The organism is Virgibacillus proomii, from assembly GCF_018916875.1.
GTDB lineage: Bacteria > Bacillota > Bacilli > Bacillales > Amphibacillaceae > Virgibacillus > Virgibacillus proomii_B.
In genome coordinates this window covers 1-24,183 of record NZ_JAHLNO010000021.1, presented here as the reverse complement: position 1 = coordinate 24,183, position 24,183 = coordinate 1, and the positions used below count along the sequence as shown (strand labels likewise).

The 24,183-nt window shown below is 33.2% G+C and carries 33 protein-coding genes and 3 pseudogenes; 24 read left to right on the top strand and 12 right to left on the bottom strand.

Annotation, left to right across the window (positions count from 1 at the left end; genetic code table 11):
* Positions 1-94: 94 nt before the first annotated feature.
* Positions 95-319: a hypothetical protein gene (locus tag KQI21_RS12135; protein WP_216484459.1), complete on the bottom strand. Its 225-nt coding sequence runs from the start codon at positions 317-319 to the stop codon at positions 95-97.
* Between the two features lie 150 nt (positions 320-469).
* Between KQI21_RS12135 and KQI21_RS12130 the strand changes: the two genes are divergently transcribed.
* From KQI21_RS12130 to KQI21_RS12120, 3 genes are all read left to right on the top strand, one after another.
* Positions 470-649, top strand: coding sequence for a hypothetical protein (locus KQI21_RS12130; protein ID WP_216484458.1), 180 nt, complete (start codon positions 470-472; stop codon positions 647-649).
* A 76-nt stretch (positions 650-725) separates the two neighbouring features.
* The gene (locus tag KQI21_RS12125) at positions 726-1,436 is read left to right on the top strand and encodes a helix-turn-helix transcriptional regulator (RefSeq protein ID WP_216484457.1); all 711 of its coding nucleotides are present in this window, start codon (positions 726-728) and stop codon (positions 1,434-1,436) included.
* Between the two features lie 582 nt (positions 1,437-2,018).
* Positions 2,019-2,735, top strand: a complete 717-nt coding sequence (locus KQI21_RS12120) for a ferredoxin reductase domain-containing protein (protein WP_216484456.1) — start codon at positions 2,019-2,021, stop codon at positions 2,733-2,735.
* Positions 2,736-3,914: 1,179 nt separating this feature from the next.
* Here the strand turns inward: KQI21_RS12120 and KQI21_RS16900 are convergent.
* Positions 3,915-4,169, bottom strand: a complete 255-nt coding sequence (locus KQI21_RS16900; RefSeq protein WP_216484553.1) for a DUF4062 domain-containing protein — start codon at positions 4,167-4,169, stop codon at positions 3,915-3,917.
* A gap of 172 nt (positions 4,170-4,341) precedes the next feature.
* On the opposite strand from KQI21_RS16900, the gene KQI21_RS12105 reads away from it, so the two are divergent.
* The 3 genes from KQI21_RS12105 to KQI21_RS12095 are packed head-to-tail and all read left to right on the top strand — an operon-like array spanning position 4,342 to position 5,950.
* Positions 4,342-4,929 carry a TetR/AcrR family transcriptional regulator gene (locus tag KQI21_RS12105; protein ID WP_216484454.1) on the top strand — a complete coding sequence of 196 codons (588 nt, stop codon included), beginning with the start codon at positions 4,342-4,344 and terminating at the stop codon, positions 4,927-4,929.
* 4 nt (positions 4,930-4,933) lie between these two features.
* Positions 4,934-5,335 (top strand): hypothetical protein, encoded by a 402-nt coding sequence (locus KQI21_RS12100; protein WP_253291451.1) that lies wholly within the window; start codon positions 4,934-4,936, stop codon positions 5,333-5,335.
* A gap of 39 nt (positions 5,336-5,374) precedes the next feature.
* Positions 5,375-5,950: an ABC transporter permease gene (locus KQI21_RS12095; protein WP_216484453.1), complete on the top strand. Its 576-nt coding sequence runs from the start codon at positions 5,375-5,377 to the stop codon at positions 5,948-5,950.
* A gap of 384 nt (positions 5,951-6,334) precedes the next feature.
* On the opposite strand, the gene KQI21_RS12090 is transcribed toward KQI21_RS12095, so the two are convergent.
* Positions 6,335-6,958 (bottom strand): TetR/AcrR family transcriptional regulator, encoded by a 624-nt coding sequence (locus KQI21_RS12090; protein WP_216484452.1) that lies wholly within the window; start codon positions 6,956-6,958, stop codon positions 6,335-6,337.
* 190 nt (positions 6,959-7,148) lie between these two features.
* Between KQI21_RS12090 and KQI21_RS12085 the strand changes: the two are divergent.
* A pseudogene (locus KQI21_RS12085) lies at positions 7,149-8,464 on the top strand (MATE family efflux transporter).
* A 71-nt stretch (positions 8,465-8,535) separates the two neighbouring features.
* Here the strand turns inward: KQI21_RS12085 and KQI21_RS12075 are convergent.
* Positions 8,536-9,240: an MFS transporter gene (locus tag KQI21_RS12075; RefSeq protein ID WP_216484564.1), complete on the bottom strand. Its 705-nt coding sequence runs from the start codon at positions 9,238-9,240 to the stop codon at positions 8,536-8,538.
* A 211-nt stretch (positions 9,241-9,451) separates the two neighbouring features.
* Between KQI21_RS12075 and KQI21_RS16540 the strand changes: the two genes are divergently transcribed.
* From KQI21_RS16540 to KQI21_RS16885, 6 genes are all read left to right on the top strand, one after another.
* Positions 9,452-9,625 (top strand): hypothetical protein, encoded by a 174-nt coding sequence (locus KQI21_RS16540; RefSeq protein ID WP_309245550.1) that lies wholly within the window; start codon positions 9,452-9,454, stop codon positions 9,623-9,625.
* Complete coding sequence (locus tag KQI21_RS12065) at positions 9,609-9,863, top strand: helix-turn-helix domain-containing protein (protein ID WP_216484449.1); 255 nt, start codon at positions 9,609-9,611, stop codon at positions 9,861-9,863. Before KQI21_RS16540 ends, KQI21_RS12065 begins: the two co-directional genes overlap by 17 nt.
* A gap of 422 nt (positions 9,864-10,285) precedes the next feature.
* Positions 10,286-10,540, top strand: a complete 255-nt coding sequence (locus KQI21_RS12060) for a DUF3173 domain-containing protein (protein ID WP_216484448.1) — start codon at positions 10,286-10,288, stop codon at positions 10,538-10,540.
* An 83-nt stretch (positions 10,541-10,623) separates the two neighbouring features.
* A complete protein-coding gene (locus KQI21_RS16895; RefSeq protein ID WP_373687669.1) occupies positions 10,624-10,896 on the top strand; it encodes a tyrosine-type recombinase/integrase in 273 nt (90 codons plus the stop codon).
* A 233-nt stretch (positions 10,897-11,129) separates the two neighbouring features.
* The gene (locus tag KQI21_RS16890; RefSeq protein ID WP_373687668.1) at positions 11,130-11,291 is read left to right on the top strand and encodes a hypothetical protein; all 162 of its coding nucleotides are present in this window, start codon (positions 11,130-11,132) and stop codon (positions 11,289-11,291) included.
* Positions 11,273-11,677: a tyrosine-type recombinase/integrase gene (locus KQI21_RS16885; RefSeq protein WP_373687672.1), complete on the top strand. Its 405-nt coding sequence runs from the start codon at positions 11,273-11,275 to the stop codon at positions 11,675-11,677. Before KQI21_RS16890 ends, KQI21_RS16885 begins: the two co-directional genes overlap by 19 nt.
* A 337-nt stretch (positions 11,678-12,014) precedes the next feature.
* Here the strand turns inward: KQI21_RS16885 and KQI21_RS12050 are convergent, their stop codons facing one another.
* Both KQI21_RS12050 and KQI21_RS16880 read right to left on the bottom strand, forming a co-directional pair.
* On the bottom strand, positions 12,015-12,392 hold the full coding sequence (locus KQI21_RS12050; RefSeq protein ID WP_216484447.1) for a hypothetical protein: 378 nt from the start codon (positions 12,390-12,392) through the stop codon (positions 12,015-12,017).
* Positions 12,389-12,550 (bottom strand): restriction endonuclease, encoded by a 162-nt coding sequence (locus tag KQI21_RS16880; protein ID WP_373687671.1) that lies wholly within the window; start codon positions 12,548-12,550, stop codon positions 12,389-12,391. The genes KQI21_RS12050 and KQI21_RS16880 overlap by 4 nt, the downstream gene beginning before the upstream one ends.
* 246 nt (positions 12,551-12,796) lie before the next feature.
* Here KQI21_RS16880 and KQI21_RS16220 point away from each other — a divergent pair, with 246 nt between their 5' ends.
* Positions 12,797-13,063, top strand: coding sequence for a conjugal transfer protein (locus tag KQI21_RS16220; protein ID WP_309245552.1), 267 nt, complete (start codon positions 12,797-12,799; stop codon positions 13,061-13,063).
* Positions 13,064-13,431: 368 nt separating this feature from the next.
* Here the strand turns inward: KQI21_RS16220 and KQI21_RS12040 are convergent, their stop codons facing one another.
* Positions 13,432-14,031 (bottom strand): TetR/AcrR family transcriptional regulator, encoded by a 600-nt coding sequence (locus tag KQI21_RS12040; protein WP_216484446.1) that lies wholly within the window; start codon positions 14,029-14,031, stop codon positions 13,432-13,434.
* 141 nt (positions 14,032-14,172) lie between these two features.
* On the opposite strand from KQI21_RS12040, the gene KQI21_RS12035 reads away from it, so the two are divergent.
* The 10 genes and pseudogenes from KQI21_RS12035 to KQI21_RS11990 all read left to right on the top strand — a co-directional run bounded on the left by KQI21_RS12035 (position 14,173) and on the right by KQI21_RS11990 (position 19,965).
* The gene (locus tag KQI21_RS12035; RefSeq protein WP_216484445.1) at positions 14,173-15,120 is read left to right on the top strand and encodes an ABC transporter ATP-binding protein; all 948 of its coding nucleotides are present in this window, start codon (positions 14,173-14,175) and stop codon (positions 15,118-15,120) included.
* Entirely contained in the window at positions 15,107-15,844 is a 738-nt protein-coding gene (locus KQI21_RS12030) for an ABC transporter permease (RefSeq protein WP_216484444.1), read from the top strand. Before KQI21_RS12035 ends, KQI21_RS12030 begins: the two co-directional genes overlap by 14 nt.
* A 492-nt stretch (positions 15,845-16,336) precedes the next feature.
* Positions 16,337-16,762: an RNA polymerase sigma factor gene (locus KQI21_RS12025; protein WP_444972195.1), complete on the top strand. Its 426-nt coding sequence runs from the start codon at positions 16,337-16,339 to the stop codon at positions 16,760-16,762.
* Positions 16,763-16,840: 78 nt separating this feature from the next.
* Positions 16,841-16,942 (top strand): helix-turn-helix domain-containing protein, encoded by a 102-nt coding sequence (locus tag KQI21_RS17080; protein WP_444972194.1) that lies wholly within the window; start codon positions 16,841-16,843, stop codon positions 16,940-16,942.
* 477 nt (positions 16,943-17,419) lie between these two features.
* The gene (locus KQI21_RS12015; RefSeq protein ID WP_216484443.1) at positions 17,420-17,596 is read left to right on the top strand and encodes a DUF3173 domain-containing protein; all 177 of its coding nucleotides are present in this window, start codon (positions 17,420-17,422) and stop codon (positions 17,594-17,596) included.
* A gap of 46 nt (positions 17,597-17,642) precedes the next feature.
* A pseudogene (locus KQI21_RS12010) lies at positions 17,643-17,759 on the top strand (Arm DNA-binding domain-containing protein); the annotation flags it as partial.
* Between the two features lie 353 nt (positions 17,760-18,112).
* On the top strand, positions 18,113-18,502 hold the full coding sequence (locus KQI21_RS12005) for an AMP-binding protein (RefSeq protein WP_216484442.1): 390 nt from the start codon (positions 18,113-18,115) through the stop codon (positions 18,500-18,502).
* Positions 18,489-19,082 (top strand): AMP-binding protein, encoded by a 594-nt coding sequence (locus KQI21_RS12000; protein WP_216484441.1) that lies wholly within the window; start codon positions 18,489-18,491, stop codon positions 19,080-19,082. Before KQI21_RS12005 ends, KQI21_RS12000 begins: the two co-directional genes overlap by 14 nt.
* 5 nt (positions 19,083-19,087) lie before the next feature.
* Complete coding sequence (locus KQI21_RS11995) at positions 19,088-19,384, top strand: AMP-binding enzyme (protein ID WP_216484440.1); 297 nt, start codon at positions 19,088-19,090, stop codon at positions 19,382-19,384.
* Positions 19,385-19,449: 65 nt separating this feature from the next.
* Positions 19,450-19,965, top strand: a complete 516-nt coding sequence (locus tag KQI21_RS11990) for an HXXEE domain-containing protein (protein ID WP_216484439.1) — start codon at positions 19,450-19,452, stop codon at positions 19,963-19,965.
* Positions 19,966-20,298: 333 nt separating this feature from the next.
* Here the strand turns inward: KQI21_RS11990 and KQI21_RS16535 are convergent.
* The 5 genes and pseudogenes from KQI21_RS16535 to KQI21_RS11965 form a co-directional block, all read right to left on the bottom strand.
* Positions 20,299-20,601 (bottom strand): annotated as a pseudogene (locus KQI21_RS16535) (peptide deformylase); the annotation flags it as partial.
* A gap of 103 nt (positions 20,602-20,704) precedes the next feature.
* Positions 20,705-20,896: a helix-turn-helix transcriptional regulator gene (locus KQI21_RS11980; protein ID WP_216484438.1), complete on the bottom strand. Its 192-nt coding sequence runs from the start codon at positions 20,894-20,896 to the stop codon at positions 20,705-20,707.
* Between the two features lie 463 nt (positions 20,897-21,359).
* Positions 21,360-22,298, bottom strand: a complete 939-nt coding sequence (locus tag KQI21_RS11975; RefSeq protein ID WP_216484437.1) for a hypothetical protein — start codon at positions 22,296-22,298, stop codon at positions 21,360-21,362.
* Between the two features lie 83 nt (positions 22,299-22,381).
* Complete coding sequence (locus KQI21_RS11970; RefSeq protein ID WP_216484436.1) at positions 22,382-23,227, bottom strand: hypothetical protein; 846 nt, start codon at positions 23,225-23,227, stop codon at positions 22,382-22,384.
* A 35-nt stretch (positions 23,228-23,262) separates the two neighbouring features.
* A complete protein-coding gene (locus tag KQI21_RS11965) occupies positions 23,263-23,928 on the bottom strand; it encodes a hypothetical protein (protein WP_216484435.1) in 666 nt (221 codons plus the stop codon).
* Between the last annotated feature and the right edge of the window lie 255 nt (positions 23,929-24,183).

Sequence of the window (24,183 nt, the reverse complement as noted above, 5' to 3'; positions counted from 1 at the left end):
GAACAATAGTTGTAAAAAATTGTGACTTCGGACTTTGAAAGACGCTACCAATTTTTTTGCTCCATTTCCAAATGGATAAAGGTTGCGTCGATTGTTACATCACCCGTGACATATCCATCATAAAGTGGGGATGAGCCCATACGACTAAGCGTTGTTTTGCCTGAACCAGCATATACACTAAGCTCGAAACAAAAAGGCTTGTTTCAGAAATATAGGACATCGCAACTACCGTGAATGGTGTCATAATCGTATTGTCAATGGTTTGTACGATAAAAATCAAAATTGTATACAAACCAATTCGTAATGACGTCTTTTGCAAGTAATTTATTTATTTTCATCATGTTTAGCTCCTCTCTTTATATTGCATATTGCTAAAACAAATGATAACGATTATCATTATTAATAACTACTCCATTATTTTTAAAATAATCCAATCGGTTACCAAAAATAATTAGAGAGGATATTTTATATGGCACATGACATTTTAAATAGAAGTTATCAAGTACTTGAAAAAGATTATATTCAAAAAATAAGTGATATGTGGCTGGGGGATATATATGAATATTCACCAGGTTACGGAAAAGGAACAATTGAGCGATATATTTTAGAACCAGGAATTGAACTTCAAGTATTTCGTCAATGCACATGAAAGACTATCCGAATCATTGCCTTATCATCAAAAGAACATGATTGAAATAACTTCGATTGCTAATGGTGAATTGCATATGCGCTATCATCCAAATGATGAATGGACGAGATGTGACAATAAGCAACTCGTTTATTTTAGTTGGTCAAATCCCATTACGTACTATGATCTACGCTATAAACAAGCAGACGGTATCGCAATGTATTTAAATATGGAATTATTGGCAAATGGAGTTTCGTATAACCAAAATTGGACACGGTTATTACAACGATTATTCAAACCTAATGTGCGTATCTTTACAAGAGAGAGCTCCCCCATCCATCGTTCCATTACAACGCAACTTATGGTTCAATATGAGGAAAATGTTATGAATCATTTTTTATTGAAATCAAAGGCGTTGGAGTTTTTATCACATTGTGTAAACGATGAATTAGGGAGAGAGACTATTTTTTGTCCAGATGATTGTATACGCAAAGTGAAAGAAAAAATAGATACATCCTATGATTTACCATTACAAGTGAAACAATTGGCGAAAGAGTTCAATATCCCAACGATTGTGCTACAAAATCAATTCAAACAAAGCTACGGTTATACAGTATACCGATATATTCAAAAAAGAAGAATGGATGTGGCAATGGAAGCATTACTTACAACAGATCAAAGCATTATAGACATTGCTATGAAAGTTGGTTATGACAATCCAAGTAAGTTTGCAGCAGTATTTAAAAAATATTTTAGTGAGACACCTCTTCATTATCGAAGAAAGTATCGTCAGCCTCTTATCAATTAATTTTATCTCTGCTTTTGGAAACGCCATTTTAAGTTCTATTTATTACCAGAGAAGGGCTGTTTTTTACTAGAAACAGTTCCTTCTCTTAATTATCTAAATTGTAGATTCCCGTTACATAATTATTTTATACTCTCATCGCCATTTCAAATGGGCGTTTTATAAATTCTATTTTTGATGATCTTAATTTTACTTTTTATGACAAAAACATCCAACCACTGAAATACCTGATATTACCAGGTTAGAACTCTACTATCAGGAAATGGAATACTAGACAAAGTCATGGTCAAAGTTCAGAAAAGTAATTTTACAATCTGTTCGTCCTGCGGGTCAATTGTTTTTTCCGTTCCTTTTGCCGAAATGAACAGTTTTTATTTGTTTGGAAAACAAAAAAAAGAAATTTTTTATTAAATTAGTACGTCGTTTGAAACGTTGAATAGTTCAGAGCCAGTTTTCTAGCTGAATTGTTTCTAAATTTAAGTCACATAAATTATCTGAAATATTGAATTTGTTTAATTGATAACTATTATCAATTGTTGTATATTAGATAGTAACGAACATATAATTGAATAAGGAGAATGTATAATGCAAATATACTGGACTAAAATAAATAAAATTATTGAAGAAACGCCTGAGATTAAAACGTACATGCTCGACTGTCCGGAAGGCTTTACATGGGAAGAAGGTGCTCACACCCACTTCGCACTGGAAGGTTTTAATGCTGGAGATAAACCAAACCGCGGGCTAATTCGTCATATGTCAATCTCGACTTTACCGCATGAAAATTCAATCGGTATCACAACACGTATCAGAGAACAATGCTCTGAGTTTAAAGCGATTTTAAGAAATCTTGAAGTCGGTAATAAGATTGCACTCTTTAAAACTCAATCGAATGTACCGCTTAAAAGAGAAGGGAAAAATGTTTACCTGCTGTCATCAGGTGTCAGTCTGGCAACCTTCAGACCGCTTGTGCTTGATTATTTCGAACGTGCTGACAACGTCAATCAAATTCATTCCTTGAACATCGATTCATCAAAAGATTTCTTATTCACTAATATTTTCGAATCCGTTCCTGACAAGAAGTTCACATCACAGTTTGTTGATAACCGAAAAGACTACTATGAAGAAGCAAAAAAACTTGCTGCAGACAAGGATGGACTTTTCTATGTTGTCGGCAGTGACGAATTCCTCGTGCAGAACATTGAAGTACTGCGTGAACAGGGCATCAAGCCGGAACAGATTATGCTCGACAAGCATGAACAACAACGGCCTAAGTTTTTATCATTTGATTTGTCAATTTAAGTGAGATAAAATATTTACTTGGTAAAGATTAAAATTGAAGTGAACATTAGAAATAAATTCAAATAGTCCAAACTAAAGAAGCAGTTAACTTTAAACAGTTAGCTGTTTCATTATTTTTTACTAATTGATTCTACGTTCGATGGAAACATTAAAATATTTCTGCTATCCCACACAATTCTACTTGCTTCTTCAATGTCTATTATTCCTTTTGATAGATCATTACCCACAGAACACTCAATTACGAAAAAGGAACCTTACAATTTAGGGGAGTGGAAAGAAACCATTATTGAATCTTTTGTTTTCAATTTTCTTAGTTGATAAATTCTTTTAGCTGTAAATAAACCAATAAACATCCTAGAATTAATATCTAGATTTATTCCAGAAAACTCAATTTTCACAAGCTTACTCTTTGTTTTTTGATTATTAATTTCATGTTCCCATACTTTGTCACAAGTGGTTAATAAAGTAGATAAAGATAACCTTTCAAAGAATAAAGAAGTATCTTCATGAACACTTTCATTTTCATATGCTCATAAAAATTATGCGTATAAATTACCGAAATTACCTTTTCAAACTCTTCTTTTGTACAATATCCAACGAGACTTTTGCCTTTTGGGATTGATTTTGTTTTCTTCGAGATGTTTTCTCTTAAATACTGTAAAGTGACAGCATATTCCATGGCTTGTCTAAATGCTCCGTAAATCAACGCAGCATAATTTTTCAAGTAACCACTCTCATTTAAAAGCCAAGTTCTGAAGGATTCACAATCCCTCACATTAATCTTTCTAAGTTCTTAATAATTGATTGTTTTTCTCAGTAATCCAGTGGAATAGATCTGAATAATCATTAATTGGAGAATTAAATTCTAAAAAGATTTGATATTCAATGTCCTTTTTTAATTCTTTACACTTTTTTACATTATCAGATAGCAATTGAGAAAAGAAACGATACTCCCGACCAAGCGGTTGTTCTAGTACAATTTGTTCAGGCTTGTTTGTAAAACTTTTTTAGATAAGTTATTTTACTTGATTTTCTTTCTAATTGTTAATGAGTCGTAGAAAAGGTACGCAAATTGATACTTTAGCCTTTCTGATATGTCATTAGCAAATTCAAATTCATGTACCCACAGGTTGTCAATATTCATTAATTAATCAACAAAATTAAATAATTCAGAGGTATCTACAGAGGAGGAAAAATCCATCTTAGGATTGTGTCTCTCCATAAAGGGATATTATTTATTATCTTTTTATCAACAAAAGTATATATAGGAATGCCCTTTTCCTTCGCTCTTAGGTATTCGAGATTTGTTACTGATTTTCCACTGTCAGTGATAGCTCCATATCTAGTACCAACTATTAAAACAAAAATATCTGCTCTTTCTTGAACTGCCCTTAAACAGTTTTCGGCTGTACCTAACGAAGGATCTAAAGGGATTCATTTGGCAGAATCGAACAAGCACAGTGACTAAAAAAAGATATTTCCATGCAAAAGATAAGCTTATTCCTAATGACTATATCTATATAATGGTCATTAAAATTGTGGAATTTTTGATTTTGTGTTATTTTTATATGACCAAATATAAAAAACAGTCATTAAAGGAGAGCTTATGCCAAAGAAATTCAGTGATTCAGACAAAGAAAAAATTAGAAAAACCATACTAGACGAGTATAAAAAATACTTAATTAATGATGAAGATGCTTCTAAAATTAGTGTTGATAGCTTAGTAAAGAAAGCTAATATTGCGAAAGGAACATTTTACTTTTTCTTCGATAATAAGGAGGAACTATTTCTTGAAGTAGTGATGGAAATTCTCATAGTAATAGAAAAACAAATCGAGCAAGATAAACTATCAAGCTCTTCTAGCTCCGTTTTCCTTTTTGACCTTTTGCTTTATTTGAAGAATGTAGTAAAAGAATATCCATGGATTATTAAAATTACCGGAAAAGAGTATAGTTCCATGCTAAATAAGCTTTCGGTAGAAGGAAAAAATCAAATTCTTTCTCAAAAACAACTGATATGGAAAAAAGTTAATAAGTCAATTGCAGATGATTTAGTCATTAGTAAAACTGTTTTTCAAGGTCTTGTTTCTATACTATTGCTTTCCATAGTTGATGGCGATGAAGTTATTAGCTTTGATGAAGCATATAGAGAACTGGCTTCAATGATTACGAATAGAAGTATTAGAAAGGAATAAATATATGAATAAATTACTGCGTGTTATGTTCATCATTTTAATTGTTGCCATGACTAGTGCTGCAATAATGCAGTTGTTTTTTCCAGAAATGATGGGTTCTAATTCAGAATATGGTATTGCACCAGGTTGGCAAAGAGAAATTGGATTTTGGAACTTAGCAATCTTGCCCATTCTAATTGGAGTAAATTTGAAATATGACTATTACTTTTTAAGAATTGTCGTAATATCTCTAATTGTTGGAGGTTTAGGGTTTGGCACTAATCATCTTTTAGGATTTATTGAGGATGGGAGTAAAACTATTAGTCTGATTGGAGCGGTTGAAAACTATCTATTGGTTTTGTTTTGGATACTAGGTTTAAGGATAGAGAGTTCTAAAAACAGGTCAGGTAAGAAAGCTCATCAATAGGTTCTTTAATAAATTATAAGTAAATCCAATGTTAAAGAATTGAAGAAAATTGGGTATTGGGACAAATATACTCGGCTTTGTCCTCGTACTTGCTTTAATGCAAGGGGGTTAACAACATTCTATCCCGAAGATCGGAACAACTCAATATTTAAACGAATTCTTACATCTCCGTTAGGTAGCAAGCAATATTTAGTTGCACAGAGCATATTCACATTTATTTGTCTATACGCTCCAACTTTTATAGCCATCGCTGTCACCAAAATAGGCCTTGGGGTAGAAATAGGTTTCGGATTGGGAACTTTGGCAATATTGCTGGTTATACTGGCTTCCCTTGCAACAGCTTTTTCTTTGTTTATGGTATTTATTATGGATAGAAATATTTGTTTGGCTACGAGTGGAATCAGCATTATTACTTGTATCCTAGCAGGCTGTTTTTTCAATTTTACAGGCTATAACAAGGTGCTAGATGTTCTTAGCAATATCCTTCCACAAAAAGCATTTATGATCTTGAGTAAATCTATTGAAAACGGCAGGCCTTTTCAAGAATTCACAAGGCAACTTATCTATATTGTTGCATGGATCATTGTTCTTTGGTTAGTAGGTAGTATATTATAACAAAAAGGAAAATTAAAAAGGGTGTCATGTCTATTAATATTAAATTTTTCCCTTTCTTAGATATGAGTGATACCAAAATTTCCAAAGAGTTAGAAATAGCTAGGGGAACCGTTTATTACCACAAAAAGAAGGCATTAGAGAAGATTAAAAACTATTTAAAGGAGCATGAAAATGAATGACTATCTTTTACTTCCTTATTCGGTAATCTTAATGGCGGTACACAAGCAATGGATTAAGTTTTGAACTATTACTTTAACACAGAGGAAAATAGTAGATGAGAATGCAGACCTCTTTTGAGTTTATGCTCACATTATACATTTCTTTGCTATATCTAAAAAAAGTCGCATAAATATTTGATATGCGACTTTTTTTTACTATTCTGTTCTAAGATAAATATTTTGCAAGAATGTCCACAGCAGCTTCAATGATATTATCTTTATCCAAGTTATCGTTTTCTTTATAAAGAATCCTATCAATTACTGTAGAAATGAAGTCGACTATAATCGCAGTCGTTGCCTCAATATCATAAACACTGCTCCCAGATCGAGCAATAAAACTCATAGTCATTGTACGTATTCGCTCTGTTTGTGTGTCCATGATACGTGCTACTTGTGGTTTTGAGTGATACATTATGTTCATTTCTCTATTCAGCGTCTTCACGGATTCGTGTATATCAAGTAACTTGACCATAAGATTTCTTAGCCATTGCCTAATATCACGGGCATATAGCTCATAGCTTAAATCCTCGTCTTTTTCATGGAAAAAAGAAAGGAACTTCTTATGGTAGCTGTCCAATATACTGAGAAATATTGCATCTTTATCATTGAAATATGAATATAAGCTCCCTATTGATACACCAGCAACTTTTGCTATTTCATTTGTCGTTGTGTCGTAATATCCTTTTTCACTGAATAATTTTAAGCCGGCATCCAGTATTTTGTCCCGGTTTTGTATGCTTCTGTCTTGTTTGGGAATTCGACGCTTCGATACATTTGAATTACTTCCCAATTTATTATCATTCCTTTCTATTATAAGCAGTATTGTAAAGCTATTTTATTGGATTGTCAATATGAAGATGAGTATTTACTCATATTATATTGACAACACAAACGAGGGAAAGTATACTTAAAAACATGAGCAATTGCTCATGTTATGTTATATAAAATTATGAGGTGATATTATTAATAAGCTTGAAACCATGCCAGTACCAAAGTTAATTAGGAATTTCTCCACACCTGCCATCATTGCCTTATTAGTAAATTCAATCAATATGGCAATTGACCGTATCTTCATAGCTAAGGGCGTCGATACGCTAGCAATCTCAGCTGTAACGGTAGCTTTTGGCTTGTACCTTATTATGCAGTCGTTGGCTCAGTTAATTGGGTCTGGGGCAGGTGCAAATCTATCAATTGCACTGGGGAAAAACGATAATGAACGGGCAAAAAAAATTGTAGGTACATCGTTCGTTTTGTCATTGACACTTTCTTTATTAATTGTTGTGTTAGGGATAATATTCCTTAAGCCTGTACTTTACTTATATGGTGCCAATAGTGGGAATATTGATTATGCTGTTGAGTATTCAACCTATTTTCTAGTGGGCTCCGTATTCTTTGTTATTTCACAATCAATGAATAGTATCATCCGCAGCATGGGTTTTGCAAAAAGAGCATTCATCAATTTTTTTGTTGCAATACTTGTTAATATAATTCTTGACCCTATTTTCATCTTTGTTTTAGATCTTGGCGTTGGTGGCGCTGCTCTTGCACTCGTAATTGCAAACCTTGTTAGTGCAGCATTGACCTTGCAATTCCTATTTAAAAACATTACCAGTACTATGTTACATCACAAATATATGCGCTTTTATCTCGATGAAGTAAAGCAAATTCTATCTGTTGGATTTTCCGGCTTTATTGGACAAATATCTTTAAGCTTGGTTTCTTTGGTATTCAATAGAGTATCATACGAATATGGCGGAAACACGGGGCTTGCCGCTTATGGCGTGATATATACCATCGCTATGCTCGTATATATGCCAATAATAGGTCTCGGTCAAGGGATTCAGCCTATAATCGGATACAGCTATGGTCATGCGGCAATAGATCGGGTAAAGGAAACTATGAAATATGCAATAAGTACGTTCTGTTTTTTTGCATCTTTATGTTCCTGTTAATTGAATTTTTTAGTAGCTATATTGTTTCAGCATTTGGTGGGAGCACCGATCCTGAACTGTTGGATACTGCAACGTTTGGTATGCGAATCTTCTGTTGTATGGTGCCGATCGTTGGTGTTCAAATGATAGGCGCCAACTTCTTTCAGTATATAGGAGACGCTCGGAAAGCAATTTTCCTAAGCTCATTAAGACAGCTAATCCTGCTGATCCCGCTTGTTTATATTTTGCCGAAGTTCCTTGGTTTACTGGGAGTATGGTTGGCTACTCCTATCGCTGACCTTATATCATTTACAGTAGTTATATTGTATTTATGGATTCAATACAGAAAATTTAAGCCGAAGTAGGATTCTTCTTAATTTGTTCCTTTCTCTCTGATCACTCCCTTCTCTCTTTTTCTCGTTCTGATTGGCTTGGGTCACTGAAAAAGGCAAATGACGCCTAATAACATGAGTAGACCTCCCCATCTGAATGTGGACTGAAAAGCATCTACAACCGCACCTGTAAAAGTAGATTGAATTTTCGGCCACATTTTATTAACTGCTTGCTTTTGCTTGATAAACTCCGATTTGATGGCTTGGTTCTTTTCCTCAGGCAAAGTCGCCAGCACTCTATTTTCTTCATCATCCATCTTCTTTAATACCTCTTTTTTCGTCGGTCCCTGGTTATCATGAGATATTTCAGTTCCTTTCAACTGCCGGACCATTTCGTTCTTCGCCGCCGTTGTTAATTGATCCGATGACCGGATCATCGATACAACCTGCTCTTTAGCATCTACCATTAAATGTTGTGTATAGGCATTAAAAAGTGTGACAAGGATTGCGACACCCAGAACCATCCCAATCGTCCTTGTCATATTCGTCACTCCGGATGAGATGCCGACCTTATCAAAAGGAACCGCGCGGACGGTTGCACCGATCGTCGGCGCCATAGTCATTCCCATTCCGGCACCCGCGATAGAGAGTCTCCATATCACATCCAATCTCGTCGCATCCGCTGTCAAACCACAAAAATCTTGTTGAAGGTTATGAAAGGGGAAATCATCGCCCACCTTTGCAGTTGCGAGGGGAGAGGAAATGCATGATGGAACCAGATCGTACCGAATGGCAAGTTCGCTGTACATTCAATGCCTTTTGTAAACAAGTATTAAGGAATGAAGCAATAAACATTTACAACGAAAGAAGGTAACAACAAGCAAAGGAGATGACATTTTCTGATCTCACTCCACAAGAAGAAAATCAACTCTATACCTTAGATAGGCAATATGAAGGAGAAGAAGGACAAAATTTTTCAAGTGGCTGGAAAGAAAATTACTTGCTGAAGCAATGCGTACCTTGTTAAAAGAAAAGCGTATTACTGTTCTACTATACTATTTCTTGCAACTGTCCGATGTGGAAATTGGTCAACTACTCTATATTCCACACAGTACGGTTCAGTATAGACGGACAAGTTCTTTTGAACGGTTAAAACGGTTTTTGGATGAACATGCAGATGAATGGGATGATTAATTCTAATACTGAAAACAATGAGCGTGGTTTATTACCGTATCCAATCATTTTAGCTGCAAATAAGGGTGAAGCCGAAGCAATGAAGGTAGTTATTCAACACTATGGAAGCTATATGAACAGCTTATCTATGCGAAAACTTCGTGACGAGCAGGGAAACACCTATTGGGGCATGGATGAAGATACACATAACTGCTTACACTCTAAGCTTATACAGTCTATTTTAGCTTTCAAAGTATAAGTAGAAAGATTCGATTCCCCCTTTCATCATATATTTGTTCTTTGACAAAGAAAGCATGGAAGATAATGCCGTGCAGTATAATCGGAAAAATCAGATACGTTCTCTTGATGATAAGCCACCTGACAAGTAAGCCAGGACTTCCAACATGGAACGAGCGAGATATACCTTGTCTAATGCAATCGTGGTGGATTGCTGGCGATTACCCATCAGTATAGATAATGATACTCCCCTACCCCCATGATTCGAGCGTTCAAAGCGCCGCAAGCTATGAGTAGGGCTGGAAGAAATACTTGCAGGGGTGAAATTCCAGTGGAACTGTAACCATCGGCCGTCTGATTTTTCAAGTTCGCTCTATCAAAAAGCATTAAAAAGGATGGTATAATAAATATATATTGTATTGGCTCGACCGGGAAAGGAGCAGTATGGTAATCACTATAACCCAAAAAAACTTAATTACTTTAGGTTATGGTCCATCTTTCTCCCGTGACATTATCCGTCAGGCTAAATGTCTTATGGTGCAGAAAGGATACAGTTTTTACAATACTAAGAAATTAGATCGAGTGCCTGTAGAAGCTATAGAAGAAATATTGGGAATAACACTTAACCAAGAAGATTTATTAAAATCATGTGGTTCCAGTGTGGCTGCTTTAATCAAGGAAAGGAATTCAAATGATTAAAGTAAAGAAAAAAGCCAATGGAACATATGAATTTAGGGTAAGTTTAGGATCTGATCCGATCAGGCAAAAGAATACAAAAAAGAATGAGTGAATTTAAAACCAAAGCCGAAGCAGAAGCCGTTTATGCTAAATTGATTTTAGACAGTAGTGAAGGTGCTTATAACCCAAACAGTAGTATGACCTTTGAGAAGTTTACCAAGGAATTTTTTATACCTTGGTATAAGAACCAAGTGAAAGAAAGTACGTTTGAGAATCTGCAACATACAATAGATAAACACTTTACCTATTTTTACAACGTAAGTCTTTCAGACATCACGCCATTAATTCTACATACAATGGCAGTTAAAGGCTACTGAAAAATATTCTAGTCAATACGTTCGAGGCATACAAGGTTTATTATCCTTAGCTTTTGATAGAGCTATTATTTTAGGTTTAATGAAAGAAAATCCATCAAAAATAATTGGAAATGTCAAAAAGGTTAAAACTGAAATTGATTTTTGGACAAAAGAAGAATTTGAAGCTGTTATTTCCAAAATATATCTTGGTGATAACTTTAAATTTTCAATTTATTATTATCTGGATTTTATTCATGACAGGTATGCGTATTGGTGAAGCTTCTGCTTTACAATGGGATGATGTAGATTTTGAGGAAGGAACACTAAACATTCCAAAACTCTTTATTATAAGAATGCTTCTAATTATCGTTTTACAGAACCTAAAACAAAAGCAAGCATTCGTGTTATTGCTTTAGATTCAGATACACTGCATCTACTGCAAAATTGGAAAGAGACCCAGCAGAAACAATGTAAGACCAATTTTATTTTATCGTACAATGGAATTCCAACTCAAAAATACACTGTATCCTATGCGATTACACGCTTTGCCAAAGCCGCGAATAATCGAATCAAAATTCATGGGCTTAGACATTCTCATGCTTCCTTGTTAATTAGTATGGGAGAAAATCCTTTGGTGATTAAAGACAGACTTGGACATGAAGATGTGCAAACCACTTTAGGCACTTATAGGTACCTCTATCCAAACAGTAACTTTCAAGTTGCCGATAGATTAAGCAGTGTGATTCAACTAAACCAAGTGAGGATACACAAATTGAACATTACAGCAGCAACCAATTTGTGAAGACGACTTTTCAAAGTGTGCCATAACTGTGCCACAAAGAATATAAAAGCCCTAAAAACCCAGTGTTATCAAGGCTTTTAGGGCTCCTACAACTACTCCCACTCTGTTTTAAGCGCACAGCATATAATGAAAAATGCTGTAATATCAAGGATTTTGGGAACATATAAAAACAAATAAACTGTATAGAAAATAATAAAAAGTGCAATATAAGTGCAATTGCACCTAATCAGAACTACCTGTTAACTCTTTGAAAAGCAATTTAAATTCCAGTATTCAAAGTTAGTAAGCTAGTTCTATATATTACAATTAGACGTTCATAGTTGAGCGTCTTTTTTGGTTAAAGAAAAAAGTCTCTTATAAATTTAGATTCTACTCCAATTACTTCGGTACTCATAAATTGTTTTATAGCCAAATTTAATCCGAAGTTGTCGCAATAACCACACAGTATTGTAAGATGTTTTTTATCTATACCTCTTACAACCGAATTTAAATTTGTTCCCATCTCTTCTGCTTCTTTTTTAGAAAAATATAAAATTAAAAACGGCTCACCATCTGCATCTCTATTTTGGATGTATGTACCAGTTACTTGTCCACTATCTCCTTTTTCCATTAAGCAATAAAAAGGTTCACCAGTAACTGATTCGTCAGGTAGCACTACCTGTAATTGCTTCTGAATTACTCCGGCAAGTAAAGACTGTTCACTTTCAGAAATCAATTAATTCCGTGATGTTCAGCAAATTTTTTGGCTCCAATTTGGTACCCTTTAGGGGCTACCATTACACCCACTGAATTGGGAATATCTTCTATAATTGATTTTAATGCTAATATTTTTTCTTTTGAAACTTTACTATTCCAATTCTTACACTCAAAGATTACTTTGTGAGTTATGCCATTTATCTCAAATACCTATGCGGTTGTTTATTCTGTAGATCAAAAGATTACAGATGATAAAAATAGCCAGTAGATTCGTTCCACATATCGAATATTGCTTCATCAAGATAATGCAAGAAACTTAGTAATTACACAAAACCCTACCTTATGGAGCATACCGAATAAATCAGATTATGAGCCACAACAACCTGAAAGTAACGGACAGTCGACTCCGATACAGTACAGGAAATAACGGAATTTCTAGAAACATTCTTTACATTCTATCCTACTGCCACTAATAAAGAACTTGCTTATTATGTAAAAGACAATGCTTTGCCATTAATTAATCAAGCGTATGTCTTTTCTGAATTAATCAATCCCGTCTTTCCAGAACAAGATAATCAAATTAAAATATGGGTTACGGTGAAGTATTTGAATGAGACAACAAAAGCAACACAGCTTTCACAATATGAACTTATACTAGAGAAAGACATAAACTGGATAATTGTAGAATAAACCATCTAGCACGTATTCTAATTAACTGGAATACGTGCTACTAGCTATTTTTAGCATAAAAATTTCGGTATTCGGATTATTGTGTGGAATATCCAAAATAAATAGATGACGTTTACCTTATCCTAAATCGGATAATAGTGTAAAAAACCAAGTTTTGAGAAATCTTACTCGATTAATCTGTTTATATATTAATGAAGAATGGGGCTGTAAAAATAATGTCTAAATAAAACTAGGTAACGAATGGTGCAATTTTTTAAATGTCAAAACCCAATAATTGTAGCTACCCTATTTTTGTTCAATTTTTATACAGCACTTTCCTTTTAAATGCTTCTCCACGCCAATAATAATCATATTTATCTTCTTTCAATTTATGCTTTTAGCAAAAGTTTTAACCCTTCCGCAAAAACATTCTCTGGAATACTCTCTTCATCTACATAGGATTGTATTCCAATTCCTATGTCCAGAGATAATAGTAGGAAAGCAAGTTTATCAATGGAAACTAAGTGTTTCTGATCATTGGGTTGATAAAAACCTTTTAAAATATTTATCATTTGTGATCTACTTTCCTGTAGGATAGGTGCAAGTTTTTCACGCACACTAGCATCTCGCATGGCATATAATAAGAACTCTAATTTTAAAATACTCCAATCTTGATTTTCTTTTCGCTCATATTGATGATTTTGTTCAATCATATTTATAAATTCATCTAATGAGTTATATTTCTCTGCTATTGTTTTTAAATTTTGTAAGTCTTCTTTTTGATTTTCCTTAAAAACAGAAAGGAATAAATCGTCCTTTGAACCAAAGTTAGAATAGATAGCACCTTTTGAGTAACCAGCTTCCTCTGCAATTTGATCAACAGAAGTACTATAAAACCCTTGTTTAGCGAACATTTCTGAAGCAACTTTTAGGAGCTCTTTACGTGTTTGTTGTTTACTTTCTTCTCTTGTTAAACGTTTTTTAGACATTTATTCCACCCTCTTGACAATAATAATCATAGTATGTATTGTAAATACTAACAGTATTCGAATACCACCGGTATTTAGATTCCGTTATTTTTTAATATGTAATTAGTATACCACAGGATAATGAAAATAGGGGGAAGGTAAATGCTTGTTATCAATGATTTAACTAAAATGTACTCGGGTACTCCAGCAAACAATTCAATAAGTTTTACGGTTGAAAAAGGAGAAATATTTGGTCTTTTAGGGCCAAACGGTTCTGGAAAAACAACACTTATTTCACAAATTATTGGTTTCTTAAAACCTACAAAAGGCCATATTGAAGTTTCTGGCACAGACGTTATCTCTAGACCCGATATGGCTCGTAAATTGTGTTCCCTACAGCCACAAGAAAACATCTCATTAAATGGTTTAACTCCTAGGCAAGCTATTGAATTGACAGGACGGATACGAAATGGAAATAAGCGTGAAATAAAAGAAAAGACGAATGAATTACTAAAAGATTTACAATTAGAAGAATGGGCAGATAAGCAAACGGAAAAACTTTCAGGCGGTATTAAACGTTTAGTAACATTTTGTATGGCAATAATCGTTCCTGGAAGGCTCGTTATCCTTGATGAACCTACAAATGATGTGGATCCAATTCGACGAAAATTATTATGGGAACAAGTACGGAAAGTAGCAAATAGCGGTGCTACAGTTTTACTAATAACTCATAATGTATTGGAAGCGGAAAGGTCTGTTGATCGATTAGCTTTAATTGATAATGGAAAACTGGTCGGAGTTGGTACTCCAGCAAGTTTAAAAGGAGCATTCAATCAAAAGCTCCGACTCGAGTTAACATTATATCGTAAAGAAGAAGATTTAATTTATCCCAATTATGTTTCAATGATTAGTCATACTAAACAAAAAGTGATTTTATCATTAGCGAAAGAACACAGCAAAGAATTAATGGACTGGGTCTTTTCTTTACAGGAATCCAATAAAATTGAGGAGTTCACATTAAGTGCAGCTACATTGGAAGATGCTTATTCAAGCATTATAGGGCGTATAGGAGATCAGGGATTAGGAGGAGAACAATATGCTATTAGCTAAAAATGGTTTTTTCCATTTGTTACGTTGGCAATTATTACGAATGAAACCAGTGTTAGCATTATATTTAATTATCCAGACATTACTTGCAGTAGGCATTGTTATTGGCTTTTCTTATTTAATTCCTAATATAGATGATACGACTGCACTTTATTTAACGACCGGAGCACCAACTATAATCCTATTATCGATTGGACTTGTTTTTCTCCCACAAGGAATTGCTGAAACACGGGTAGATGGAACTTTTACTTATATGCTTTCTTTACCTTTACCACGCTTATACTATGTCTTGGTTGAGGCGACTATTTGGCTCCTTATTTCGTTTCCAGGGATATTTATTGCATTATTTGTAGCGTCCCTTCGATTTGACTTACAACTTGTATATTCATATAAAAACATTTTCACATTTATTCTAATTGGTTTAACAGCAATAGGTATTGGATATACCATTTCTTTATGGCTGCGTCCAATTATTGCGGAGTTAATCTCTCAAGTACTTATTTTTGGGATTCTTTTATTTTCACCAATTAATTTCCCACCTGACCGTTTACCTAATTGGCTGGCTAAATTACACGAATTTTTACCTATTCAATATATGGCTGAGTCTATCCGTGCTACATTAGCCCCTAATGATTTTGAAATTCGTTGGTCTAGCTTTTCAATTATCAGTGTCTGGTGTGTTCTTAGTTTTGTTATGTGTTATTTTGCAATAACAAAGCGTAAATAAGTTTTTCTTTATGAAAACATCTCTTGTGAAATTAATTTTAACAAATAATAAAACTAGAATTAGAATTATGACAATTAATATATCTAATTTAAAAATACTATTGTTACAGTATGTAGAAAATGTAATAGCGATCATTTTTTGACAGAAACAAGAGTATCCAAAATTGCTAGTTCCCATTTTATGACACGGCGGTATAAATGATACTTTCGCCGTGTTCATTCATATTTATTTTGATTGGATTTAACCTGATATTAAAAAACATGTTGAAATGATTTGGGATTATTGTGGTTATGATTTGCAAACATGCAATTTCTAATAATATATAAACTATTATGCCTAGTTGCCTTATGTTCAGCTTGGCTTTTTTTATGGATTTAACAACTTTTTAAGAAAATTAATTTTATTTTTGGCATTTCATAAAAATTCTTGTTGAAGGTTATGAAAGGGGGAAATCATCACCCACCTTTGCGGTTGCGAAGGGAGAGGAAATGCATGATAGAACCAGATCGTACCGAATGGCAAATTCGCTGTGCCTTTAATGCTTTTTGTAAACGTGTATTGAAGAATGAAGCAATTAATATTTACAACGAAAGGCGGCAACAACAAGCAAAGGAGATGACATTTTCTGATCTCACACTACAAGAGGAAAATCAACTCTATACCTTAGACAAGCAATATGAAGGGGAAGAAGGACAAAATTTTCAAGTGGCGGGAAAGAAAATCACTCCGAAATTACTTGCTGAAGCATTGCGGACTTTGCCAAAGGAAAAGCGTAAGACCGTCCTACTATACTACTTTTTTGATAAATCAGATGTAGAAATAGCTGAACTACTCGATATTCCACGTAGTACAGCTCAGTATAGGCGGACAAGCTCTTTTGAAAGGTTAAAACGATTTTTGGAAGGAACATGCAGATGACTGGGATGATTGATTCTAATAATGAAAACAACGAACGTGGTTTATTGCCATATCCAATTATTTTAGCTGCAAATAAAGGTGAGCCAGAAGCGAGGGAATACGTATTGGGGTATTGATGAAGATACACGTGATCGTTTGTGTTCGAAGCTTATGCAATCAATTTTAGCTTTCAAGATTTGATTAAATGGTTAGGTTTTACCTTTCATTCATCATATGTTTGTTCTTTGACAAAGAAAGCACGGAAGATAACGCCGTGCAGTATATAACAAAAAATCAGATACGTTCTTCTGATGATGAGCCACTTGATTCATACGCCATGACTTTCGTAAGAAACGAGCGTCTATGAATCTAATACAATTGTGGTGGATTGCTGGCGATAACCCATCAGTTAGGATAATGATACTCCCCTACCGTTATGGTTCGAGCGTTCAAAGCGTCGCAAACTATAAGTAGGGCTGGAAGAAATACTTGCAGGGGTGAAATTCCTGTGGAGCTGTACCAACAGCCGTCTGATTTTTGACTTTCATTTTAACAAGATAAGTTATGACAATAGAACCTTTTTATTTTAGTGCAAGAGCCAAATTCAAGCAACATATTAGAATTAGTTTTATAGACGTAATAGACAGAGCATATCCTAGTCTATGGAAAGGAGTTTATATGGTCACAGTCACTAAAAAAGACTTGATAGTACTAGGTTATGATCCCTCTTTTTCAGCTGATATCATTAGAGAATGCAAAAAACTATTGATATCAAAAGGGCACACGTATTATCAATCTAAAAAGTTGGATCGTGTTCCCAAAGAAGCTGTAGAGGAAGTATTAGGGATAGCTTAGATGTGTGATTTGTACTTCTTGCACTAATTGCGTAAGGAGTGAAATCATGACTAAAGATATCATCAAAAAGGTAAAGAACGGAACTTATTATTTTAGGGCAAATTTAGGCTATCACCCCATCACTGGTAAACAAATTCAGAAGTACCGCAGTGGTTTTAAGACTTTGTGGAAGTTGGTTTCACTGAAATGGAAGCTCTACAAGTAGCAATAGTGAATACCGCTAGGCCTATTAACTGGCTGATATTGATTTAATCCAAGAAAGGAATATTGAAGACCTAGGCATCTTAAACAAAACCATTAGGCCTCTCGGTCACGTACTGTGGGTCTAAGGTATAAATTTGGATCTTATATTGAAAGCTACCGTTACTAGTATGCTAAAATATTCATATATAATAGAGTTGATATTTTGAATAGAATGAAAATTGAGATGAGTAATAGTTGTATATTATATGATGAGTTTTTAAGTGATATTGCAAGCTTTAAAGAGTATTGTTTCTCTAATGGCGTGCGAAAAGGATGTACGATATTACTACAAGTGAGAATAGTTATGAATTAGTAGTTGCCATTTTTTCGCTTATATCATTAGACATAACGATAATCCCTACTGATAATAGATTAAGTGACAAAGAATTAGTAGATTTAATGAATGAGATTAACGTAGATTTTATCATTGCAGAAAATAACTCGGATATTTTTGCGGATAAATACATCCCATTAGTATTAGAAAAGGATAGAGTAGTTGAAAAAACTACGGAAGAGATAAATTTCAAACAATGGATGAAAAGATCGAACGCTTTAATATTATTTACTTCTGGATCATCGGGTAAGCCAAAAATAATCGTAAAGAGTGGCGAAACACTTATCTCAAATATAAAACAAACCATTAAAAACGATGCAGTATCATAATGAAATTTTTTTACCGCTACTACCTTATACTCATTTTTACGGATTGTCCATATTATTTATTTGGTACTTTACAGAAGGTACTTTGACGATTTATAAACATCACCATCCTAGAAACACCTTGTATAAGATTATATCAAGTTCTGTTACTATAGTAGATGCCTCTCCTTCCTTATATACATCCTTGATAAAATTCATTGAAAATAAGCAGTTAAACGTGCAGAACCAGTTTGCTAAAGTAAAAATGTGGTGTATTGGTGGAGCACCGTTAACAAGAGGGCTAGATAACAAGTTTAAGAATCTGTTTAATAAACCTTTACTTAATGGCTATGGTTTAACGGAAATAGGGAATGTTGCTTTAGCCAATATAACAAATTACATAGGTTGTGGACAAATCCTTCCCCCTTTTCAAGTGAAAATTTATAATGAATCACGAGAGCCGCTTCCAATGAATGAGATTGGGGAAATAAGTATTTATGTACCCTTTAACATAAATGATTATAATAACAATGTATTGAACAGTGATGGTTGGTATCATACAGATAATAACTTATTTGTTATAGGAAGAAGTAACCTGGGGTAAAACGCATGGGAATCATGATACAGCCCCATATAATTGAATTAGAAATTCAGAACTTATGTAAAAACATGGGCGAAGTAAGGGTTGTAACTGTTGGAGATGATTTAAAAGGAGTAGCATTAATTTTCTTTATTGTGAACTTTGAAAGTGTAGAAAAGTTTAGGGCGACGGTAGTAGGTCACCTTTCGGAGGTATGTAAACCGGACCGTATTATTGCCCTAGATGAATTTCCTTTAAATCGTAATGGAAAAGTAGATTTAAAAAGGTTAGAGGAAATGGCTTTACAATATACTGTGAAAATTTAGTACAAGAGTAATTTTATCTCGGTTAACTGGTTGTAAGACTCTTAATGAGAAACGGAGGCGTTCAAGTGGATATAAATACATTAATATTAACCTTTTTGGTTATTTTTATGTTGCATAATCTGGAGGAAGTAATCATGGTTGAAAGGTGGGTTAAAAAAAATTATCCTCGAGTTAAGGATAAAATTCCATTATTTATCCAAAAAGAAATTGACAATTTTATTAATGTAACAGCTGCACAGTTTGCGCTAGTTGTTTTTATAATTTCAGTTTTTAGTTCAATCCTCATCTTAGTTGCCGTCATAGGAGATTACATGTTTTTATTTTTAGGGCTTGCCATGGTTTTTGCTTTAAACATTTTTACTCATCCCATACAGTCACTATTGTTAAGAACTTATACTCCAGGGGTTTTAACTAGCATCTTCTTAGTAATTCCTTATTACATAATACTTATTAATTATTTTTACACGGAAGATTTTATTAATATGAAAATGATTTGGGGTGCATTGGTTGTTGTTGCTATATTTGTACCCGTATTCATTCTGAGTCATACGATTGGAGAAAAAGTAGCAAAAAAACTATAACACTATTTTTTTGTTGCTAAAATAATAAGAAGAGAGTGGACTAGACTAATAATAAAAAAGAGTGGTACCTGTCAAAATATTTGATAAGTACCACTCTTTTCATTTACAAAACTTCTTTACAAATTTTCCATCTAAAATGGCTAGATACTGCTACTTTCATTTAAGATCAAGTAAGTTCTCATAGCTGTTTTTAATTTTCTCCCAATTTAATGGAGCTTTTATAAACTTGATATTTATACAATAAGCAATCATTTTCATTTATACAGTTGTAGAAATCGATGGAAATTCGATGCCGTGCTCTTTAAGCCAGTTAGGTTAAACATTATTACGTAGCTATATTTCATTGTGCTGAATTAGCTTTTCACACGTGCAAATTTGTTTCCTTTTTACTGTCATTTTTTTTACTGCCTGAAACATTAGAAAAAAAGACACAGATGACGAAAGCAGACACTGTTTCACAAGCGTATATTCATGTTCTATCCCCTTCTCATCCTTTAAATAAGCTACAAACATCCGCTTATCCAAGCCAATCTGATTCGCTGATAAGCCAACTCCTGCACGCAATTTATATTTTTTAGATAAATCGGGGTCTTGACTATTTTTCAAGAAGTTCATCATACAAGTTAATATTTCCTTATCTTCCTCAGATGGACATCGTCACATCTTGTGTTGATTGATTGAGGATTTCATTTCCTTCCCTTACAATATCTTTCATTGTTATCATATAATTAGAAAAAATTTACTCATAAATAAATAATTCATCTACCTTTACTTTTAACGTTTTTGATAATTTGAATGCCAACTCTAGTGTAGGATCATATTTATCATTCTCTATACAATTTATTGTTTGTCTAACAACACCACACTCCTTGGCGAGTTGCTCTTGTGTTATCCCCAATTTCTTCCTTATTGCTTTAATTTTATTTTTCAATGGCTTCACCTATGTCTAAAGTATTTGACATTGTTCATTATAACAAATCCGGCAAATATGTCAATAACTTTGGACATTACAAGATATCTATCGGGTGGTTTTCCATAAGAACAATTAGGACGTGGTATGCTAAAGATTATCATCAATGGACCAGCAAATAAAGCAGGGGAACCTTCTTTAAAGTTCCCCTGCTTATCAAATCGTATAGCTTTTTAACTACAATCCTTCAAAAGATATTATGTGATAATAACCTATACATCTCAAATGCTTAACAACTATCTAAAGAAACAGTTTACCATTCTTCAAATCCAGAAAAAAATATATTCTCAGTTCATTAACTGGACACAATTTAGATTACTGTTTCTATTATGAAACCCTTCCAAGTTAATAAATAAATTCTGAAATTAGGGATTAATCGATTTCTTCTCGTTGCATTTCTTTTTTAAAAAATTACTCAAAATCACTAATCAAATTTTGAATTCCACAGTTCAATAATCTTAGTGAATTTGTTCAGATTATATAAATTCTGAACCTTCTCAACATAGTTTTGTAGAATTTCCATAGTTTCTTCGTCATCACCAGATATCGATTGTAAGGTATGAAGATAACTTTCTATTCTTTTAATCTTATCCAAATACTCTATATGATCAAATATTTCTTCTTTTAGAACATTTCTATTTTCATCGATCTGTGCTTTTAATTTTTCTTGTTCTTTAGCAAGTTTCTCAGTTTCATGACGTGCTCTTATTAATTCTTGTTCTACTTCTCTTTTTCTTCTTTCTTCACGCTTTTTATCTCGAATCGGCAAGTATTCTTTCCTTAAACCTAAAAAAATTGCTTCAAGCTGATTAAGTAGACTTTCCAATTCATCAGTATAGATAAACTTCTTTTTATTTTCTAAAATAATTAATTTAAGCTGCAAGATTCCCGAAAATTTTTTTCTATATACCGGTTGCATCATCCCTATTGTATCACCCCTTACTTTTGTTTCTAAAAGCGTCACTTTCCAACTTACATAAGGCAATCGTAATTCTGTATAATAATCTCCTTCATGTCCGGTGTAAACTTGTCCTCCTAACAATTCAATACCTTTTAGCAATCTATTAACAAACGTATATGCTATTTTTCTTTTTAAAGGAGAAACATGTATGTCTAAAATTGTTTTATCTTGATAATCCTCATAATTGACTTTTTGCTTCTCTTCGAATTGCAAATTAAAGGGAAGTTCTTCAATATAGCTATATTTTTCATTTTTTTCTCTCTTTCTTTCGACTTGATCATATTCAAGAATGAAAGCATGTAAATTTGTAGAGTTAATTGATTTTAGCGACCTTAACCACTGAGTAAACTCTTTTTCATTATCTATATTATCAAGGTTATACTTCCGGGTATTTTCAGTCATTGTTTACACCACTTTCAAATTCACATCCACATTTATATAAAGTATCTACAAGTTTTTCCAAATCTTCTTCAGATTTCACTTTTTCAGGAAATTAACAGTTTAGGTGTGGTACCTTGTAATATTGTTGACAGACCTAGCATAAAATCTGAAAATGATGGATAGGAATTTCGATCAATTTTATAACCTCGGTTAGTAAAACCATATATTTTTCCCCATTCATCAATCTTATTTATATGAAATCCTATAAAACTATTAGGTTTTGAAGCAAGAGAATTAACTAAATCCTCCATTCCTTTTTTAAGTACATTACGATTATTTGTGTCTACAAGGTCAATGATTATTTTTAACTTTAATTTCATTTCTTCAATGACATGGTAAAGTTCCATGATATCATCCATATTATAAACAACCGGTTCTTTACTCGTTCGAATAGAATTGGTTTTGATAGCAATGGATATTTTCCCTAGTGTTTTTAGATCCTTTTCAATCTCTAAATACTTACCTATTAATTCTTTCATACCAAAAACCGGGGATTTAAATGGAGTTCTAAATTCAATTAGTTTTGGTTTCCCATATTTTTCAACTGTCTCTTTTAGATTATTTACTACTTGAGTTTTTATAGAATTATTTGTCCAAATATTATCTGTTGTTTTTTCATTTAAAATAGAGATTATATATTTATCTTTTCGTTTAATTTTTATTAATCCATTTTTTGATTCTATATACTCTATTTCACTTTGTATTTCTTCCGGATACTTTTGGCTCCCATAACTTATTGGTACCAAAACTCTACGTTGTGTTTTCAAATCCACATTTTGAGTCTTCACACACAATTTTTCGTATTCTGGCCAATAAGACGTATCCTCCAGAACATCAAAAAGCCAAGAATACATTACCAGCATCTCAAAATAATCTCTCTTCCCTTGCATAGAAGGTTTATCTTGATGTTTTTCGTACTCTTCTTCTATATCAAATGGGTTGTCTTGATAACGATAATCATAACTATTAATATAATAATGTTCATCATACTGCCTAGAATATTTTGCTCTACATACTTATCCGACCATTTCCACGCAATATTAAAAGCATAACTTGCTATGTTAACCCCAAATTCTCTATAAGAATCCATTACCCATTTTACAATATTATTGTCTAATCCTTTCATTTCTGAACGACTTGGTTTTGAAATATAGTAATTCCAATAATCTTTAACCGCTAATAGTAACTTGGAAAGGTCATTATCAGAAAGTTCACTGTCCAATAATCTATGGGATACTTTTTTTGCAATCTCTAAAAATTCATTTTCCTTATAGAAAATATCAATGTCTTTTTGAGCATCACAAACTTTCTTTATAAAAGTATCTACTCTTTTTTTCTTATTTAAATAATATTCTTCGATAAAACCATGTGTATTTGGGTATTGATTTATTAACGTTTTTTTCGATTTTTCAATTGCCTGTTGAAGTTTAATTAATTCATGATTATAATCTTCTGGGTTCATGTAGTCATTGAAATATTCGGAGACGAACTGAATAATCTTACCCATGTTATCCGAGTGTTTTGTAAAATCGAATTCATTTATTTTCTCTTTCCTTTTTCGCATGGAAATATATTCTTCAATTTTAAGCATATTTATCCATCCTCTTTAGTAACCGTTTACATCATAATATCACAAAACTGATTGCATCTATTTTAAGAACACCTTTTGGAGGATCATCTTTAGTATATAAATTTTCAATATATACCTTTTTCAATACATCCGTTCTTTCCTTGGCTATGATAAGCACTTTTCCCCAACCTGTTTTCGCGAGCATTCTTATCGTTATGATAGCTTTGATTCTAAGTATGAGACATTAAAATACACGAGACCAAAAGAATGTAATGA